Source organism: Streptomyces sp. NPDC059166, assembly GCF_042755185.1.
In the GTDB taxonomy this organism is placed as follows: Bacteria; Actinomycetota; Actinomycetes; order Streptomycetales; family Streptomycetaceae; genus Streptomyces.
This window is the reverse complement of the sequence record NZ_JBHZCI010000004.1, coordinates 59,422-77,734: the sequence shown is the minus strand read 5'-3', so window position 1 is coordinate 77,734 and position 18,313 is coordinate 59,422. Positions and strand designations below refer to the sequence as shown.

Annotated in this window: 16 protein-coding genes; 1 reads left to right on the top strand and 15 read right to left on the bottom strand. The window is 73.2% G+C overall.

Annotated elements, in window-relative coordinates:
• Window positions 1–22: 22 nt before the first annotated feature.
• Both ACFXOA_RS04370 and ACFXOA_RS04365 read right to left on the bottom strand, forming a co-directional pair.
• Entirely contained in the window at window positions 23–205 is a 183-nt protein-coding gene (locus ACFXOA_RS04370; RefSeq protein ID WP_385022287.1) for a hypothetical protein, read from the bottom strand.
• Between the two features lie 101 nt (window positions 206–306).
• Complete coding sequence (locus ACFXOA_RS04365) at window positions 307–669, bottom strand: hypothetical protein (RefSeq protein ID WP_385022284.1); 363 nt, start codon at window positions 667–669, stop codon at window positions 307–309.
• Between the two features lie 212 nt (window positions 670–881).
• Here ACFXOA_RS04365 and ACFXOA_RS04360 point away from each other — a divergent pair, with 212 nt between their 5' ends.
• Window positions 882–1,883: a LuxR C-terminal-related transcriptional regulator gene (locus ACFXOA_RS04360; protein WP_385022281.1), complete on the top strand. Its 1,002-nt coding sequence runs from the start codon at window positions 882–884 to the stop codon at window positions 1,881–1,883.
• A gap of 89 nt (window positions 1,884–1,972) precedes the next feature.
• Here the strand turns inward: ACFXOA_RS04360 and ACFXOA_RS04355 are convergent, their stop codons facing one another.
• The 13 genes from ACFXOA_RS04355 to ACFXOA_RS04295 form a co-directional block, all read right to left on the bottom strand.
• Window positions 1,973–3,505, bottom strand: coding sequence for a DHA2 family efflux MFS transporter permease subunit (locus ACFXOA_RS04355; protein WP_385022278.1), 1,533 nt, complete (start codon window positions 3,503–3,505; stop codon window positions 1,973–1,975).
• A gap of 22 nt (window positions 3,506–3,527) precedes the next feature.
• Window positions 3,528–4,712, bottom strand: a complete 1,185-nt coding sequence (locus ACFXOA_RS04350; RefSeq protein WP_385022275.1) for a hypothetical protein — start codon at window positions 4,710–4,712, stop codon at window positions 3,528–3,530.
• Window positions 4,709–5,386, bottom strand: coding sequence for a hypothetical protein (locus tag ACFXOA_RS04345; RefSeq protein ID WP_385022273.1), 678 nt, complete (start codon window positions 5,384–5,386; stop codon window positions 4,709–4,711). The genes ACFXOA_RS04350 and ACFXOA_RS04345 overlap by 4 nt, the downstream gene beginning before the upstream one ends.
• Entirely contained in the window at window positions 5,383–7,701 is a 2,319-nt protein-coding gene (locus ACFXOA_RS04340; protein ID WP_385022270.1) for a beta-ketoacyl synthase N-terminal-like domain-containing protein, read from the bottom strand. Before ACFXOA_RS04340 ends, ACFXOA_RS04345 begins: the two co-directional genes overlap by 4 nt.
• Window positions 7,701–8,744: an aminomethyl transferase family protein gene (locus ACFXOA_RS04335; RefSeq protein ID WP_385022268.1), complete on the bottom strand. Its 1,044-nt coding sequence runs from the start codon at window positions 8,742–8,744 to the stop codon at window positions 7,701–7,703. Before ACFXOA_RS04335 ends, ACFXOA_RS04340 begins: the two co-directional genes overlap by 1 nt.
• A 95-nt stretch (window positions 8,745–8,839) precedes the next feature.
• Window positions 8,840–10,879, bottom strand: coding sequence for a GNAT family N-acetyltransferase (locus tag ACFXOA_RS04330; RefSeq protein ID WP_385022265.1), 2,040 nt, complete (start codon window positions 10,877–10,879; stop codon window positions 8,840–8,842).
• Window positions 10,880–10,963: 84 nt separating this feature from the next.
• Window positions 10,964–11,515 carry a 3-hydroxyacyl-ACP dehydratase FabZ gene (fabZ, locus tag ACFXOA_RS04325; protein WP_385022262.1) on the bottom strand — a complete coding sequence of 184 codons (552 nt, stop codon included), beginning with the start codon at window positions 11,513–11,515 and terminating at the stop codon, window positions 10,964–10,966.
• Between the two features lies 1 nt (window position 11,516).
• On the bottom strand, window positions 11,517–11,807 hold the full coding sequence (locus tag ACFXOA_RS04320) for an acyl carrier protein (RefSeq protein WP_385022259.1): 291 nt from the start codon (window positions 11,805–11,807) through the stop codon (window positions 11,517–11,519).
• Between the two features lie 62 nt (window positions 11,808–11,869).
• Window positions 11,870–12,622 carry a 3-oxoacyl-ACP reductase FabG gene (gene fabG, locus ACFXOA_RS04315; RefSeq protein ID WP_385022256.1) on the bottom strand — a complete coding sequence of 251 codons (753 nt, stop codon included), beginning with the start codon at window positions 12,620–12,622 and terminating at the stop codon, window positions 11,870–11,872.
• Window positions 12,619–13,653: a 2,3-diaminopropionate biosynthesis protein SbnB gene (gene sbnB, locus ACFXOA_RS04310; RefSeq protein ID WP_385022254.1), complete on the bottom strand. Its 1,035-nt coding sequence runs from the start codon at window positions 13,651–13,653 to the stop codon at window positions 12,619–12,621. Before sbnB ends, fabG begins: the two co-directional genes overlap by 4 nt.
• Window positions 13,650–14,741: a 2,3-diaminopropionate biosynthesis protein SbnA gene (gene sbnA / locus ACFXOA_RS04305; RefSeq protein ID WP_385022251.1), complete on the bottom strand. Its 1,092-nt coding sequence runs from the start codon at window positions 14,739–14,741 to the stop codon at window positions 13,650–13,652. Before sbnA ends, sbnB begins: the two co-directional genes overlap by 4 nt.
• Complete coding sequence (locus ACFXOA_RS04300) at window positions 14,738–17,074, bottom strand: lantibiotic dehydratase (protein WP_385022248.1); 2,337 nt, start codon at window positions 17,072–17,074, stop codon at window positions 14,738–14,740. The genes sbnA and ACFXOA_RS04300 overlap by 4 nt, the downstream gene beginning before the upstream one ends.
• A complete protein-coding gene (locus ACFXOA_RS04295; RefSeq protein WP_385022246.1) occupies window positions 17,071–18,309 on the bottom strand; it encodes a PLP-dependent aminotransferase family protein in 1,239 nt (412 codons plus the stop codon). Before ACFXOA_RS04295 ends, ACFXOA_RS04300 begins: the two co-directional genes overlap by 4 nt.
• Window positions 18,310–18,313 lie beyond the last annotated feature (4 nt).

Here is an 18,313-nt window from a genome sequence, read left to right as displayed (position 1 = left end):
GCCGGACCCGGCCGGCGGGAGGTCAGTCCCAGCCGGTGGTGTCCTCGCCCATGTCGGCGGAGGTGAGGTCGCCCGCCACGACGGACGAAGGGGCGGCGGCGGAGGTGTGGTGGGCCGTGAAGAAGGTGAGGCCGCAGAGGAGAAGGCTGATCAGCGCGACGGTCTTTCCGGTCCGGCGGGCGGCGCGGAGAGTGGACTGCGGCATGGGAGCACTCCTGCGTGAAGGGTAGGTGGAGGAATCCGGCGGGACCCTTGCGGGGTTCCCGGTCCGACACCACAGAGTCTTGCCGCGCCGGAAGTGATCGCCTAGCCTTCCCCGCCTTCCGCATCCGTCCATCGCATATACCGTCCAGGCGCCGGCGCGGGCCGCGCCATCTCGTCGAAGACGGCGGGGACGAGGGCGCTGGAGCAGCTGGTGACTCGGGCGCGGGCGAGGCCGGGCTCGGCCTCCAGCGCGCGCAGGGTGATCGCGTACGCGATCCGCTCCGAGCCGACGACGCCCGCACCGCCGACCCAGAACCCGATGGTCAGCTCGCCGTCGTCCCCCGGGTGGAGACTGATGTGCTCCACCGTCTCCCCGGCCGACACATGGCGCAGCAGCGTCTGCTTCAGTCCCGGGACCTGCGTCGTCCCGTCGGGAAGCTGGAGACGGACGTGCACCAGGTTCATGAGTTCATACCTCGGTTCGACGACGGAGGGAGGCCGGACGCCGTGCCCGAAGGGCGGCGCGAGACGGCTCCGGAGGGCGATTTCAGGCCAACTACAGGACGACGCGCAGGCGTTCGCGCTTTGGCGAACGTTTACGAATGCGCAAAGTCGGGGCGGTCCGGATCATGCTTAGATTGAGGCCGAATGTCTTTGCGTGGGGGGAGAGACAGTCGGTGCTGGAGATTCTCGGGCTGGACGAGGTCTGCGAAGCCGTCTACAGAGCGGTCCTGGCGTATCCGCAGGTCGAGCTGGCGGAGCTGGGGGAGCGACTTCGCATACCTGGCGCGAAGGTGCGTCAGGCGCTGGACAAACTCAGTGAGTTGGCCCTGATCCGGCCCATCGCCGGCCTTCCCTCCCACTTCCGGGCGGTCAATCCGGAGCTGGGCGTCCAGACCATCCTCGCCCAGCAGGAGGAACGTCTCGCCGCCGAGCAGCGCCGTGTCGAGCAGATCCGGCTCGCCGCCGCGCGGCTGTCCGCGGACTTCACGGCCACCCGGCGCGACAAGCGGATCGAGGGCGTCGAACGGCTGGACGGCATCGAGGAGATCCGTGACCGCATCGCCCTGCTCGTCCGCCGTGTCTCCGCGGAGATCATGACGTTCGCCCCCGGGGGCGCGCAGAGCGAGGCGAGTATGGAGGCGGCGAAGCCCCAGGACAAGGAACTCCTCGAGCGCGGGGTGCGGATGCGGACCCTGTACCTGGACAGCGTCCGCCACAATCCGGCCACTCTGTCGTACGCGAAGTGGCTGACCGCGCTGGGCGGTGAGGTGCGGACCACACCGTCGCTGCCGGTCCGGATGATGCTGATCGACCGCACCACCGCCATCGTCCCGGTGGACGGCGGGAACAGCGCCGCGGGCGCGCTGGTGCTCAGCGGCTGCGGCACCGTCACCGCGCTGACCGCCCTCTTCGAGAGCATCTGGGAACAGGGCGCCCGGCTGGGGCAGGCCCCCAGCCGTGAGCGGGACGAGCACGATCTCACCCCCCAGGAGGCCGAGGCACTGCGGCTGCTGGGCCAGGGGCTCACGGACGAGGCGGTGGCGAAGAGGCTCGGGGTGTCCCCCAGGACGGCGCGCCGCATCGCCGCGGACCTGCTGGAGAAGCTCGGTGCCCGCAGCCGTTTCCAGGCGGGCGCCAAGGCCGTGTCCAGGGGCTGGCTGACCGGCGCGGAGTGAGCGGCCGGCCGGCCCCGGGCGGGTCGTCCGGGACCGGCCGGCCACCCGCCGCGCACCGGCAGGCCCGAGCTCCGCGCCCGTCACCGGCCTCACGCCTCCCGCACGCGCCGGCGCTGTTCCGCGCGGTCGGCGGCGAACAGGGCGAGCGCGGGCAGCAGCGTGATCGCGTAGATCCAGATGAGCCAGCCGAAGGAGTGGGCGAACGCGCCCGGCACCAGGCCGTGCCGCTCCTCGGCGGCCCGCTGCAGCACCACGGTCACCACGGCGACGGCCACCGTGCCGCCGATCCGCTGGACGAGGTTGAGCTGCGCCGAGGCGTCCCCGATGGACTCGGGGCGGATCGACTGGAACGCCCTGGTCATGGCGGGCACGATGGTCAGGCCCGTACCGAGGCCGCGTACGGCGAGCGTGGCGCAGATCAGGACGTACGAGGTGTCGCCGCCGACGCCGGCGAGCGGGAACGTGGCCAGCATGGTCAGCGCGATACCGATCACCACCGTGCCGCCGCCGCCCACCTTCTTCATCAGGACGCGGCACAGCCAGGCCGCGGTCACCACGCCCAGGCCCGCGGAGGACATCAGCAGACCGGTGGTGACGGCGGACTCACCGCGCGCGCTCTCGAAGTAGAGCGGGATCAGCATCATCGGCGAGTAGAGGATGAACCCCAGGCAGAAGACGTTGACCACGGCCATGGTGTAGACGCGGTTGCGGAACAGCCGCAGGTCGAGCAGCGGGGACGGGGTCCGCAGTTCACGGACCACGAAGACCGCCCCGCTGGCGACGGCGATCAGCAGCGGGAGCAGCAGGTCCGCACGCGGGGCGAGCCCGTGGTCGGTGAACTCCTTGATGGCCAGGACGGTGCTGACGGTGCAGGCGGCGGAGGAGAGCAGGCCCACCACGTCCAGCGGCTTCGGGGAGCGTTCGCCCGCGGTGTCCGGTCGCACCCAGCGCATGGTGACGTAGAGGAGGGCGGCGCAGAGCGGGATGTTGACCGCGTAGACCGCGGGCCATCCCCAGGCGCCGACGAGGAGCCCGCCCACCGTGGGGCCGAGCAGCGGGCTGATCAGCATCACGCTGCCGTTGAGCGCCTGCACACGGCCCAGGTGCTCGCGGGGGACGCCCCGGGTGAGCAGGATCGTGGAGACCGGTGTGAGGACACCGGCGGCGGCGCCGGACACCCCGCGGGCGGCGACCAGTTCGGGCAGGGTCTGGCTCAGCGCGCAGGCCGCCGAGCCGAGCGCGAACAGGAGGGTCGCGCCCATGAAGACGCGCTTGACGCCGAATCTGCCGGCCAGCCAGCCGGTGGCCGGCATGCAGGCGGCGAGGGCGATCAGATAGCCCGTCACCACCCACTGGACCTGGTCGAGCGAGCCGAAGCGGGCGGTGGTGTCGTGCAGTGAGACGTTGACGATGGTGGTGTCGAGCAGGGCGAGGAATCCGCCGGTCACCGCGGCGGCGATCGTCCCGAGTGCGGGGCCCCGGCCTCCGGAACCGGCCGGCCGCCGCTCCTCCGTGGCCTGGGCCGGCGGTTCGGCGGGCGCCGGGGCGGGCGCCTCCTCGTGGAGCCCCGGGTCCACCGGTGGGCTCGGCACGTCCTCGTGGGTCTGGTTGGTCATCGACATGATGGATGCGTCCTTAGAAGTGTCAGCCGGTCTGCGGAGCCGGCTGGTCCGCCGTGACGAGTGCGTGCTCGACGTCGTCGAGGAGCGCCTGGGCCGCGGTCCGCGCGCCGGGGCGTTCCCGGCACGCCAGGGTGAGTTCGGTGCCGTCGCCGACGCGGAAGGCGCTGATGAACATCTCGGCGTACGGGACGAGCATGGGAAGGGTGAAGAAGCCGGTGGGGGTGAACCAGGGGGTGCGGTAGTCGTCGGTGTCGAGACGGCCGTGGTCGGAGACGATCGCCGTGCAGGGGAAGCGGGTGCCGTCCAGGTCCCGCGCCTCGCGCAGGCTGTTGGCGAAGGGGTTGCTGCGCAGGAAGTCCCGGTCGAGCACGGCCACGTCGCGCTTGCGCAGCAGGGATCCGACGATCTCGCCGTGCAGGCGCTTCCAGTGGTCGTCCCGTCCGAGGTCGAGCACCACCTGCGACGTGAGGTTGGCGGAGGACCGGACGGCGGGGTCGTGGCGGCGCAGGTCGACGGGGACCACCAGCCGTCCGGAGCCGGTGGGCAGGCGCCGCGAGACGGCCGCCGCGATCCGGGCGGTGACCGCCGGGGGGCAGGCGGCCACGCGGCGCCGGATCCACAGCGGGGTCCCGTCGGCGGGCCCTTCGCCGAGAAGGGCGGGGAGCCCTTCGAGCCGTGCGGGAGGCGGGGCCGGGGACACCTTTCCCGCCGCCGTACGGAAGTGGGTGTCGTCGGCGGTGTCCGCCGCGCCGAGGGGTTCCTCCCCGCGCAGCACCCGGAACACGTCGGCGATCCACTGCCGCAGGCCCCGGCCGTCCGTGACGATGTGGCTGGCGCGTACGACGAGCCGGGTCACCGGCCCCTCGGAGAGACCGAGTTCGCAGACCGGCCCGTTGACCACGTCGAGGTCACGCCGGAAGAAGGGCGAGTCGAAGTCCGACGAGGGGATCTCCACGACCGGCGGCAGGGGGCCCCCGGCCTTCCAGGCCGCTCCTCGCCTGCGCACGGTGAGACCGGGGCCGGCGAGGCAGGCGGCGCGTACGGCGTCCCTGAGGGCGTCGGGGCCGATGCGTCCCTCTCCTTCGACGACCATCTGGATCAGCTGCGGGGTGCCGGTGGCGGCAGCGTTCAGGTAGCCGCGCTCGATCTGCGAGATCCGGCGGGTGTAGGGCCGCGCCGGGGACTCGGCCGTCGGCGTCGTGGTCATGCTGGCTCCAGGGTGGGGACGTCGGTGCGGGTGGCCGCCGCGCCGGCGGCCGGCCGCCACCACCACCGCACGGGGACGGCCGCGTCGGCGGCGAGGGCGAGATGGGTGGCCCGGCCGGCCGGGGCGGACCGGACCAGGTAGGCGCCGGTGCCGGACGGGCGCCAGCCCGGCCGCCACGAGGGGAGCCGGACCCCCTGGAAGGTCTCCTTCGTCAGGTGGGAGGCCTTGATGAGCGCCTCGCACTCGGCGAAGTCCCGGATGGCCGCCGGTCCGGGCAGACCCAGCAGGTCGCCCAGCCACCGCATGGCGCCGGGGCGGTCCCGCTCGTCCTGGAGGTCCACGCCGACCTCGGTCCCCGCGCCGAAGGCCACGGCGCCGAACTCGGCGCAGTGGGCCACCGAGACGGTGAGTCCGTGACCGGGCAGACGCCAGCGGCGGTGCCCGTCGCGGGTGAGGTCCCGGCCGGTGATGCGCAGCCCGTACACGCTGTGGGCGGCGTCGATGATCAGCGAACGGCCGGACGGGCTCAGTCGGTTCCCCGTACGGTCGCGGGGCAGCCCTGGGTGGCGGCTGAGGAGGCAGTCGACGCCCGCCCCCTCGCCCGGGTCACCGGGGCCCTCCGCCACCGGGCCGCGGAGCGCGGCCGGTGGCAGCAGGGTCAGCAGGCCGCTCATCGGGCCGCCGTGTCGAAGACCGCGGCGGCGTACGAGCCCCCGTGGGCGAAGCTGGACAGCAGGAGCCGGCCCGCGGGCGCGGCCCCGTTGAGCGCGGCCACCAGGCCGAGCGCGCCGGCGCTGCCGTAGGTCTCCCCGAGCAGGGCCTTGGGCGTGACGACCGGGTGGTCCGCCAGGCCCGCCAGCTCCAGGGCCCGGTTCTCCGCGAGGTCGACCAGACCGTGACCGGAGGCCGCCGACACGACCGTGTCGATGCCCTCGGGTCCCGTCCCGGCGTCGGCCATGGCGCTGCGCAGGGCGCGCGCCCAGGCTCCGCCGTCCCGGCCCAGGCGTCCGACGCCCACCGACTCGCCGGAGGCACCGTACCCCTCGGCCCTGGCCAGGACGCCGGCGCCGCGGGCGGCGGCGGCCTCCTCGCTCTCCAGCAGGATGGCGGCCGCTCCCTCGCTGAGCACCATCCCGGTACGGCCTCCCGGCACCACGTGCGGGGACCGGGCGTATCCGGGCAGTCCGGCCTGGGTGGCCAGGGCCTGCTCGGGGAACTCGTCGGCGACGACGACCATGATCCGGTCGGCGGCGCCCCGGGCGATGACCCGGGCCGCGAGGTGCAGGGCGAGCACCGAACTGGTCCCGCCGTTGGCGATGGTGGCGGTGTAGCCCCGGTAGCGGTGCAGCATCGCCACATGGCCGGCGGCGGCGTTGACCACCGTGTTGGCGAACAGCGAGGGGTTGGCCCCGGTGATCCCCTGCCGCAGCACTCCCTCGTGGAAGCGCAGGACGGAGGTCACCGGCCCGTAGCCGGTGGCGAACACGATCCCGGTGGACTCGGCCTCCGCCCGCGAGGGCTTGCCGTGCCGGGCGTACAGGTCACCGACCGCCGCGGCCGCGAGCAGGCCCAGGGGGTCCATGCGCCGGGCCCGGCTCGGGTTGAGCTTCCCGGTCGCGGCCCGCACGTCCACCCTGCCGACGGGCACCTCACCGACTCCGTCCACGTGCTCCAGGGCGTCGAAGCAGGGCCGCCCGGCCGCCAGGGCCTCGGCGAGCGGACCTGTTCCGGCCGCCGCGCCCGCGAGACCGGCCGCGCCGGTCACGACGACCTGGTGGCGGGCCTCGGCGCGCCGCGGCGAGGATCCCTTGCGTCCCGGCCTGTTGAGGACCACGGACGCGTTGTTCCCGCCGAAGGCGAAGGAGTTCGACAGGACGACCTCGGGCTCCGCCTTGCGGCCTGTGCCGGGGACGATGTCCAGCCCGAACGGGGACTCCGCCCCCCGGGTGTTGACGGTCGGGGGCAGCACACCGCGGTCGATGGCGAGGGTGCTGACGACCGCCTCGACCGCGCCTGCGGCGCCGAGGGTGTGGCCGAGCATCGACTTGGTGGAGCTGGCCGGCGGCACCGAGGGGCCGAACAGCAGCTTCAGCGCCTTGGGTTCGGACGCGTCGTTGGCCGGGGTGCCCGTGCCGTGCAGGTTGAGGTAGTCGACGTCCTCGGGGCCGAGTCCCGCCGTCTCCAGGGCCTGGGCCATGGCGGCGGCGGCGCCCTTGCCGCTGGGGTCGGGGGCGGTCTGGTGGTACCCGTCGCACGACAGCCCGTACCCGCCGAGTTCGGCCAGGACGCGGGCGGAGCGCGCGGCGGCGCGTTCGACCGACTCCAGGACCATGAACCCGGCCCCTTCGCCGAGGGTCAGCCCGGTGGAGGCCGTCAGCGGCGAGCAGGGCTCGGGGTCGAGTGCTCCCAGGGCGCTGAACCCGTACGCGGAGAGCGAGGCCAGGGGGTCGACGCCGCCGCAGATGACGTAGTCGACGTCTCCGTTCCACAGCATCTCCGCCGCGTAGCCGAGGGCCACCGCGCTGGCGGCGCAGGCGTTGGAGAGCACCACGCGCGGGCCGCGCAGGTCGAACTCGGCCGCGATGTAGTCGCCGACGCAGGGGAGCTGGGCCGCGGCGGCCTGCCCGGCGTCGAGCCGGCCCTCGTGCACGAGTTCCCGGTGGACGTTCTCCAGCGTCGGCATGGCGCCGAGGCTGGAGCCCACCACGACCGCCACGCGGTCCCGGTCGACGCTGTCGAGGTCGAGGCCGCCGGTGCGCAGGGCCTCGCGGATCGCGGTGGCGGCGAGGCTGTAGCAGCGGTCCAGGCCGGGCTCCTGGGGGCTGGTGACCATGCCCGCCCAGTCGGTGAGCAGTTCCTCGGTGCCGAACAGCGTGTTGGTGCGGATGCCGGAGATCCCGGCGGTGATGGACGACCAGCTCTTCTCCACGTCGTCCCCGGCCCCGGTGATCAGCCCCAGGCCGGTGAGGGCTATGCGCGGGGCGGTCATCAGGAGATCCGGGTGGTGAGGGAGCGGGCGATGACACGGGGCAGCGTGACGGTCCGCAGCGGACGCTCGGCGTCCTGGTCGTCCGGTGCCGACAGTTCGAGGCCGGGCGCCCAGAACGGGGCGTCCAGGAGGGCGAGGACGAGCTCTTCCTCGGGGTTGGCGGAAGGAGCCTGCGCGAGGACCCTGCCGACGGCCTGTCCGCCGGCGGAGACGTTCGCCCCGGAGGTGAAGCGGCTGAGGGCCGGGGCGGCCAGGACGGTCAGCCGGGCGGATGCGGTCGTCGGCCGGACGAGGTTCTCGGAGCCGCGGAAGTCGCCGATCCGGCTCCAGTCGACCATCCAGGCGAGGTCGGCCTCGTCCACGGCGAGCCCGGCGAAGCCGGTGGCGTAGCCGCCGAGCCCGGCCTCGGCCTGGACACGTGCCAGGCCCTCGGGACCGACCTCGGCACCGCCCAGCTCGCCGACGGCCGCGAGCACCGCCGCGAACGCGGCGTCCGGCTCGTTGGAGAGCAGCAGGTAGCCGTACTCGCCGGTGGTGCCGACGCGGGCCAGGTGCGCCAGGGCGGCCGGCGCCTCCGCGACGGCGGCCTCGGTGACACCGTGCAGGGTCAGGCCGGAGATGTCGAAGTCGACGAAGCCCGCCGCGGCGGACCAGGCGTTCGGCCCCTCGAAGGCGACCGCGCCCCAGCCCTCGGGGGCCGTCTCGACGGTGACGCCCTCGGGGATGTCGAGCCCGGCCAGGTAGCCGCTCAGCTCGTCCTCGGTGACCGGGGTACGCGGCAGCAGCCACGCCTCGTCGCCGATCTCGAAGTGCAGCAGGACCGCGAAGGGGGAGCCGTCGCTGTTGAGGGCCAGCGCCTCGCGGACGGTGTCCGGGTCGACGAACTCGCCCGACTTGGCGAAGAACTGGTCCAGCAGCTCGATCCGCTCGTCACCCGTGATCCGCACCAGGGGCGCGGTGATCCGGTAGGCGCCGGCGGTGGTGCGCAGCGTGGCGTAGTCGTCGGCGCTGGTACGGAGGCCGGTGACGGTGGTGGTGGTCATGTCGGTCGGGTTCCTCTCACAGGTACGGAAGTCAGGTACGGAAGTCAGGTACGGAAGGAGTGGGGAGGTGCGGTGCAGCGGCGGGCGGTGCGGGCTCAGAGCCCGGGTCCGTCCCGGAGGGCGAGGTGCCAGGAGGCGGCGGTGCCGTCCGGTCCCCCGGCCGCCGCACAGCCGATGAGCAGGCCGGACGAGGTGGTGCGGACCACGATCTCCGCGTCGGCCGCGGACGTCCCGGCCGGCCGGCAGTCGAGCCAGCTGCCGTCGGACAGCCGGACCGAGACCGCCGAGGCCCACACCTGCCGGAAGTCCGGGGACTCCAGCTCCCAGCGGGTCCCGGCGGAGTCGATCGCCACGGTGGTCCGGGCGCCGGTGTCCGGGGTGATCCAGAGGACGGTGTCGCCCTCGGTGGAGGCCGACCTCACGTCGACGCGCAGCGGCTCGTCGACGGGGGCGGAGACGTCCCAGCCGGTCCTCCGCTCCGGGTCGTAGAGACCGAGCGCGTCCTTCTCGGCCCAGTCGGCGCCCAGGTGGACACCCCAGCCGAGGCCGCTGTCGCGGCTGAAGCGGCTGCGTTCCGGGGTGACCCACATCCCGGCGGACCAGCCCGGGTTGCAGCCGAACGCCCGGGTACGCGGGTGAGGGCTGCGCAGCACCTTGGTGGTGCCCTCGCGCCAGACGGTGACACCGGCGGCGGTGGCGTCCACCGCGAGCCGGCGTTCCCCCGCAGGGGTACGCGGTGCGACGGCCGGCAGCGGGGCCCGTACCGGCGCCTGCGGCGCACCGAAGGCGGTCCGCAGGCGTGCCACCCCGTCGTCGCCCGGCTCGGGGCGGCGTTCCAGCAGGGTGGCGTGGATCAGCCGGACCCGCTGCCCGGCGGGGACCTGGACGCCGGTGCCGGCGCCCCGCCAGGTGAGGGTGGAGCCGGCGGGCGCGACCGGGGAGGCCGCGACGACCTCCGAGGAGTCGCGCACCCCGAGGCCGAGGCCGATGGGGTGTTCCACGGCGTCCCCGCCGTCCGGGCCGGGCAGGGCGAGGACGCCCTGCCTGAGCCCGATGGTCTGGAAGACCCTGCCGGGACTTCCGGTGAAGGTGAAGGCCTGGTCCAGCACGCCGCCGTCGAGGGTGAACGTGCCGGTGACCTCGTCGTCCCCGTGGCGTTCGGAGATCCGCACCCCGTGCTCGACGGGCACGATCTCCAGATCCAGCGGCTCGCCCTCGCGCCAGCCCGCCTGCCGGTCCGGCCGGCATCCGGGCCAGGTGGAGACGGACAGCGGCCCGTGGTGACCGGCGGCGAGGACCCGCACGGTCCCGTCGTCGCCGTCGATCTCGCAGGTCAGCGGGCCGTCGGTGAAGCGGTACGGGCCGGCCTGCCCGGGCTGCCGGATCTCGTACGGGGGTTCGGTGACCCGCAGCGGCCGTCCGGTGCCGTCGGGGCGGGTGATCTCCGCCCCGATGACCCTCCCCCGGTCGACGTCCACCAGCGCGTGGAGCCGGTGGTCGCCGAGGGCCAGACCGTAGGCGACCGTACGGACCCCGCCGGACACCACCACGTCGGTCCGCAGTTCGTCGGCCCTCGCCTGGGTGACGGTGCCGAAGCTGCTCAGCGACCCGAGGGCCGCCCGCACGTCGTCGTCGAGGTCGGCGAAGACGCTGCGCAGCACGAGCGGGATGTAGTTGTGCAGCTCGACGTTGCCGTCCTCGCCTGGCACGGTCTGCCCGACGGAGACGCAGCCCACCCGGCGGTAGAGCCGGAAGGCCACGGAGTTGGCCGGGTTGACGGTGAGCCGGAGCACCAGGCAGCCGGTGCGCATCATCCATTCGACGGCCTCGGTGAAGAGCCGTCCGGTGATCACCCCGTTGCGGTAGGCGGGGGCGACGAAGAACATGTCGGCGATGAGCTCCCCCGCACGGGCGGAGCGCCGGCCGGTGCTGTGGAACAGGCCGAAGGTGCCCACCAGCCGCCCGTCGTCGAGGGCGACGAGGAACGTCGCGGTGTCGCGTTCGGCGAGTTCGCGTGCCAGCTCCGCGCCGCTGATCCCGCCGGCCACCGGGTTGGGGTTGTCGCGGTGGCGTCCGTAGAGCCTGGCGATGTCATCGGCGTCGCCCTGCTCGTACGGGCGGATCGTGACGGTCATTTCCACACCTCCTTGCTTTCTTGTCGTGGGACGGGTGGGTCGTACGGGGGAACGGGGAGCCCGTGGGCTCCCGGTCCGCACCGCTCAGGCCCGGGACGCGGACCGGCCCTGCGGCTTGCGCTCGGTGGTCACGATCAGCGAGCCGGACGCGGCGGTCTCCGTGCCGACGGTGGCCCTCACGGACACCTGCCGCAGGCCGCCCAGGCGCTGGCCGAGCTTCGCCTCCAGCTGCAGCTGGTCGCCGGGGACGACCAGCCGGGAGAACTTCATCGAGCTGATCGATCCCAGGTAGCCGACGCCCTCGGACGGGTCGCCGCCGGTGACGCCCGACTCGACGATCTCCGCGACGTACACGACGGCCACCAGCTGGGCCATCGCCTCGACGATCATCACGCCGGGCATGATCGAGTGGTCGGGGTAGTGGCCGGCGAAGAAGGGCTCGTTGACGGAGACGCTCTTCACCCCGCGGCCGGAGACCCCGGGGACCACGTCGTGGGCCCGGTCGATCATCAGCATCGGCCAGCGGTGAGGCAGCATCCGCTTGATGTCGTCCGAGGAGTAACTGAACTTCCTCCGGGCCGGCTTCGCGGCCGCCGCGGGGGCGGCCGCGGTGGATCTCTCCTGTACGACCGTCATGTCAGACCTCGCGGGCTTCGACGAAGTCGACCAGGGAGTTGATGGAGCCGAAGGCCTCGAAGTCGTCGTCGCTGATCAGCACGTCGTACTCGTTGTTGACCATCACGACGATCTCCAGCGTGTCGAGCGAGTCCATCTCCAGACCGCGGCCGAACAGCGGCTGGTTGTCGGAGACCAGGACCGGTTCGACGTCCAGACCGAGACGCTCGATGATCATGGACTTGACCTTCATGTTCTTCTCCAGCCGGGCCTCTGCCTGGCTGCGGACGTCCTCGTAGGTGGCGACGGACATGGGTGTTCCTCTCGGGAGTGCGTGGATGGGGTGGTGCGAAGGACCGGTGTGCGGGCCCTGGTTCAGCCGGGGATCATCCCGCCGTCGACGGTGAGGACCTTCCCGGTGATGTACGAGGCGGCGGGTCCGGCGAGGAAGGCGGCGGCCTGGGCGACCTCGGACGGTTCGCCCATGCGGCCCAGCGGGATGGCCTGGAGGGCCTCCTTCATCTGCGCGCCCGGCACCTTCTTGACCATGTCGGTGTCGATGAAGCCGGGTGCGACGACGTTGACGCGGATGCCGCGCGGGGCGCCCTCCTGGGCGAGGGTCTTCGCCAGGGCGATCACCCCGCCCTTGCTGGCCGCGTAGTTGGCCTGTCCGGCGCGGCCGGCGATCCCGCTGGTGGAGGCGATGAACACGATGGCCCCGCCGCCGGAGTACATCTGCTTGGTGGCCTCACGGGCGGTCAGGAACGCGCCGGTGAGGTTGGTGGAGACGACCTCGTTCCACTTGGTGCTGGACATCGCGGCCAGGTGGCCGTCCGCGGTGATCCCGGAGTTGAGGACGGCGACGCCGAGGGACCCCCACGTCACGCGCAGCTCCTTGAACATCGCGGTGACCTGGGCCTCGTCGGACACGTCGGCCTTCAGCAGCAGCGCCTGCCTGCCGAGCTCCCGCACGCGCTCCGCGACCTCCTCGGCCTTCGCCTCGCTGGAGCGGTAGTTGAGCGCGACGTCGCAGCCCTGCTCGGCGAGGGCGACGGCGACGGCCGCCCCGATACCGCGTGAGGCACCGGTGACGAGGGCCTTGGTGCCCTCGGCGAAGAGGCCGCTCATGCCGCCCTCCCCGTGGTGGCCGGGGTACCGGTGACCCGGTGGCTGCCGGGGTCGAAGCCGGACACCTCGCTGCCGATGCCGGCGCCTGCCGCCGCGGTGAGGACCGCGTCGGCGACCGCGAGGTCGAGGATGCCCAGTCCGAACGGCGAGAAGACGACGGTTCCCTTCCCCGGGGGCGTCACGGCCCCTTCGAGGATCTCGGCGATCTCCGCGTGCACGAAGTCGCGGTGGCCCGTCTCCTGTTCGGCTCGGTGCAGCGAGGTCTGTTCGCGCACGGTGTGCTCGGTGTCGTCGACGACGTTGTACGCGCCGAGGACCGACGAGGTGCTGAGGTCGCGCAGCGACAGGTGCAGGATCACCTGGCCGTCCGGGCGCTCCGGGAAGTCCGCCAGGTCGAGCCAGTAGCTGGAGTCGGTGGTGGCGACCGACACCGTCTGCGCGCTCAGGGCCTCGGCGAGGTCGCCGGCCCGGAAGGTGATCCCCGGGTGGCTCGCCGCGAGTTCGGCCGCGAGGGCCTCCGCGCGGCCGGGGACGGCGTCCTGGAGGACGACCGTCTCGACGCGGGGGTGCGTCAGGGTCAGATAGACCGCGACCCGGTGGTTGATGGTCCCGCAGCCGACCAGCCCGACGGTGGTGACCTCGGCGTCGCCGTGGAGCGCCCGGGCGGCGAGCGCCGCGCTCGCGGCGGTACGGGACGCGGAGATCTGGCTGCCCTCCAGCAGGGCCGTGGGGTAGCCGGTCTCCAGGTCGTTGAGGATCTGCAGCGAGGAGGCGCGCTGGAGGCCCTGCTCGACGTTGGCGGGGAAGGACGAAATCCACTTCAGGCCCATCACCGGCGCCGGGCCGCCCAGATGGGCCGGCAGCGAGATGATGCGCGATCCGGGGGTCTCGGGCGGGCGCAGGAAGGTGGAGAAGGGCACCTGCGACCGGCCGCTGCCGTGCAGGAGGTAGGCGGCGCGCACCGTGTCGAGCACGGTGGCCTCCAGACCGTTCAGGGCGGCCCGGACGTCGTCGCGGCCGAGGATTCTCAACGTTCGCTTCTCTCGTCGTGGGTGGTGCCGTCCCGGGGGACGGGTCGGTGGGTGTGGCGGAACTCGTCGAGGAGTCCTGGGAACCGTGTGTCGACCCAGCCGTCGTCGTAGACGGTGTCGAGGTACCGGTCGCCGCCGTCGGGAAGGATCGCGACGCAGGTGGCGCCCGGCTCGATCCATGAGGCGGCGCCCCGGAGCGCGGCGACGACGGCACCCGAGGAGCCGCCCGCCAGGACCGATTCGGCGGCCAGGAGGTGGCGGCAGCCGCGTACGCAGTCCGCGTCGGTGACCTTGACCACGCGGTCCGCCAGGCCCGGCAGGAGCAGCCGCGGGACCACCGCGGCGCCGTGCCCGGGGATCGACCGCCGGTGGCCTCGCTCCCAGGGTTCGGGCGGACCGAAGATGACGCTGCCCACGGCGTCCACCGCCACGATCCGGGTGCGCAGCTCGTGGTCGCGGATGTACTCGGCGCAGCCCCGCAGGGTGCCGCAGGTGCCCGCGGCGAGGAAGAGGTGGTCGGGTCCGCCGGGGAGGGCCTCGCAGATCTCGGCCATCGTGGAGTGGTGCGCCCGGGCGTTGTACTCGTTGGCGTACTGGTTGGGCCAGTACGCGTCCGGGATGCTCTCCAGCAGCTCCTTGACGCGGCCGATGCGGGCCGGCAGGTACTCCCCGGTGGCCGGGTCCCGGTCGACGACCTCCACCTGGGCGCCGTACGCCCGCATGATCGCGGCGTTCTGCGCGGTGGTGCGGGGGTCGACGACGCAGACCAGTCCGATGCGGTGGAAGTTGCACAGCTGGGCCAGGGCGATGGCGAGGTTGCCCGACGAGGACTCGACGACCGTGGAGACCCCGGGCACCAGCCGGCCCGTCCAGATCGCGTGCTCGATCATCGACTTCGCGGCACGGTCCTTGATGCTCCCGCCGGGGTTGAACCGCTCGCACTTGCCGTACACCTGGAACGCGGACGGGGGGAAGAGCCGGTCGAGGGCGACGAGCGGGGTCCCGCCGATGGTCTGGACGATGTCGCTCTTCGGGTGATGGGCCGGGAGCGCCGTCAGCGCCGTTCCGGCCGGGGCGACGAGCGTCATGACGCCACCTCTCTGCTGATCTGGAGCCGCAGTTCGCTGACGTAGCGCTCGCCCTCGGCGTCCGGCAGCCAGGAGTCCTCCGGGTCCGGCAGGGGCTCGCTGATGGTCACGACGGCTGACGGGTCGGCCCTGAGGGCTCTGCGCGCGGTGTTCACGAAGGAGAGCACCAGTGCCGGGCTGGTGAGGTCGGCCAGCGAGGGCTTGGTCTCCTCGGGGAACTTGACGAAGGCCCGGTCGGGCAGCCCGTTGTCCGTCGCCCAGCGGCGTATCGCCAGGTAGTCGGCGTGCCGGTCTGCCTTGGCCGCCAGGCCGATACCCTCCGCGGGGAGCCGCCAGGTCTCCCGGAACAGCACGAGCTTGTCGAGGGTGACGCGGGGCGTGTGCGTGCGGTCGAGGCCGATCTTGAAGGCGTCGGCGGCGATGATCGACACCAGCACACCGAGGAGTTCCGGGATGCTCCACACCCTGCCGTCGGGTGTGGTCGCGGTGACCGTGCCGGCCTGCTCGGCCAGGACGACGGCCGCGGCCGGGTCGACGCGGGTGCGGTCGCCGAACGGAGCACGGGTGAAGCCGATCAGCCGGTCCCCCGCGCCGATGGGCGCGGGCACCATCCGGCCGCTGTTGCGCCTCCAGTTGGTGGGCAGCAGCGGGACCATCCTGGGTTCGCCGAGCGCCCGGTTCACCTTGTCCCGGAGCGACTCCCCGTCGGCCGTCCACTCCAGGAAGGGCAGGTCGAGGGTGGCGAGGCAGGCGTGCATCTCCCCCAGGACGACGATGTGGTCACCGGAGTTGACGGCGTCCACCGACCGGGCCACCACCTGGAGGTCCGGGCTGTGCACGGTGGCGGGGCGCGGCCGGCCGGGGGCGACGGCGAAGGCCTTCCGTGCCCGGTCCTCGATCGCGTCGACCGACAGCTGGACCCGGGCCGATCCGTCGTCCTCGGGGGTGAGGGCGACGACCTCGCGCCACTTCTCGGCGAGCTCGCGCGTCGCGGTCCGTACGGCGGCCGGGTCGTCACCCCAGAACATGCCGAGCACCTGGGGCCACACGTCGGCGAGGGTGACCGTGCCGTACCGGGCCGACCTGTCGCGCACCAGCTCGGCGACCTGGTCCTCGACGAGCCGGGCCAGCCGGTCGCCGAACCAGTCCGCCGCGTCGGCGACGACGGCCAGCGGGCGGGCGATCGGGGTGAAGAAGTCCTGCCCCAGCGAGGTCCGGCAGTCGCGCAGCGTGTCCTGGAAGCACAGGGTGCGCCCGGCGTACGTCTTGCCCTCCTCCCGGGAGGCGGACTGACCGGTCGTACGGACGAAGAAGGCGTCCAGCAGGTCGAGCGCGGTGGTGAGCTCCTCCGCGTCGGCGGCCTGCCCGATCCCCTCGCGCAGCCGGGCGAGCTCGGTCAGGACGGCGTCGAACCGCACGAACAGCGCGGGGTCCCCGATCGCGGCCACACGCCGGCGCAGGGTCTCCTCGGCCCACAGGTCGACGGGGATGTTGGCGTCCCAGCTGAGAACCCTTTGCCGCAGCAGGCGGTTCAGGGCACGGTCCACGCGTTTCCCGGCGTCGGGGAGCTCCCAGCCCTGTTTCGCGACGAGCGCGTCCACGATCGCCTGGGCATGACGTTCGCCGTCCGCGTGACGCAGCACCTGGACCTCGTCGTCGCGCAGCCGCGCGGTGCGGCCGCCCGGCAGGGTGAGCCGGTCGCCGTCGAGGTGCACGTCGGGCCGCAGCACCGGCGGGAACCACCAGCGGGCCCCCGGCTGTCCGGTCATCCACTCGGCCAGGGCGGCGACCGCCCAGCGTTCGAGGAAGACCCGGCTCTCGGCGATCAGCGACGGCCCCGGGGTGAAGTCGAGGGCACGCCGTTCCCGGCCCACGGAGACCCAGGAGGCGGGTCCGAAGAAGCCGATGGTGTCGGCCTTGGCCGCGTAGCGCATCCAGTACATGGCGAGGGTGCGTTCGCGCTCCCGGCGCTTGGCCCCCTTGGCGGTGCCGCGCACCAGCGAGTCGAGGATCCGGTAGACGCCGCGGTTCTGCCAGGCGATGGCCGTACGGACCCGCCCGTCCCCGGCGATGCCCGCCAGACGGGCGGCCTCCGCCGCGTAGTCGCTCTCGTACCGTGCGACGAACTCCTCGTGTCCGGTGGTGCCCCGGGCGTGCAGTGCCGCCGCCCGGGCGGCGCCCGGTCCGCCGATCCGGCTCAGGCCGGAGACGGGGAAGCCTGCGCTGCGGAGCATCCCGACGCCCCAGACCCGCCACTGCGTGTCGGCCAGCGCGTACGACGGGGCGCAGGACGACCAGTCGAAGGGGAGGACGGTCTCCAGGACGGCCGTCATCGTGCCGCCCCTTCCCGGAGCGCGGCGTCCCGGGTCACGTGGTCCCCGGCGAGGTCCCGCCCGGACACGTCTTCCCGGAGTGCGGCGGCGAGCCGTGACACGCCTTCGTCCATGCGCCGGCGCGGGACGTGGCTGAAGCAGAGCCGCAGCCCGTCGGCGTGCTCGCCGTCGACGGAGAAGTGGGAGCCGGGCACGAAGGACACGCCGTGGCGTGCCGCCGGCTCGGCGTACCTGCCGGTGTCGGCGCCCTCGCGGTGCCGGAGCCAGATGTAGAACCCGCCGTCCGGGCGCCGCCACTCCCAGGGGCCGTCGGCGCCGAGTTCGGCGTCGAGCGCGTCGGCCATCTGTGTGCAGCGTTCCCGGTAGCCGCGCCGGTAGCCGTCGATCGTGTCCGTCCACCCGTTGCGGGCGTAGAACGTGGCGAGGGCGGACTGGGCGAGCGCGGACGGGGAGAGCGTCATCACCTCGGTGGTGGAACGGAGGTTCTGCGTCAGGTGCGCCGGTGCGGCGATCCAGCCGCAGCGCAGCCCGGGGGCGAAGACCTTGGAGAAGGTGCCGAGGTAGACGACGTGGTCCGGGGCGAGCGCCTTCATCGAGGTGACGCAGGTGCCGTCGAAGGAGAGCAGGCCGTAGGGGTTGTCCTCGACGATCAGGAGGTCCAGCTCCTGGCAGACGGCGATCAGCGCGGTCCTGCGCTCCTGTGACAGGGTCCGTCCGGTCGGGTTCTGGTGCGTCGGGTTGCAGTACAGCAGCCGTACGGCGCGGCCCTCCGCCCGGAGCGCCGCCACGGTCTCCCGCAGGCCCTGCGGGTCCATCCCGTCCGCGTCCTCCGGGACACCGCGCAGGCGGAGGCCGGCGGTGCGGAAGGCGGCGGTGGCTCCGGGGTAGGCGGGCGTCTGGCAGAGCACGGTCTCACCGGGTGAGGCCAGGCCCAGGGCCACGGCCATCAGCCCCGCCTGGGACCCTCCGGTCGGGATCAGCTCCTCGGCCGGTACGTGCGCCCCCTCGCGGTCCATGAGGTCGGCGATCGCGGGGACCAGGGCCTTGGGGACGTGCGGGGTGCTGTACTGGAAGGTGATCTTCCCGCCGAGCCGTACCAGACGGGACAGCTGGCCCGATATCTCCTCCAGCGGGAGGACGTCGAGATCCGGCAGGCCGCCGGCGAAGGAGATCAGGTCACCTCCCCGCTCGAACAGCCGCGGCATCTCCGCGGTGGTTCTGGTGGTGGTCCACATGGGT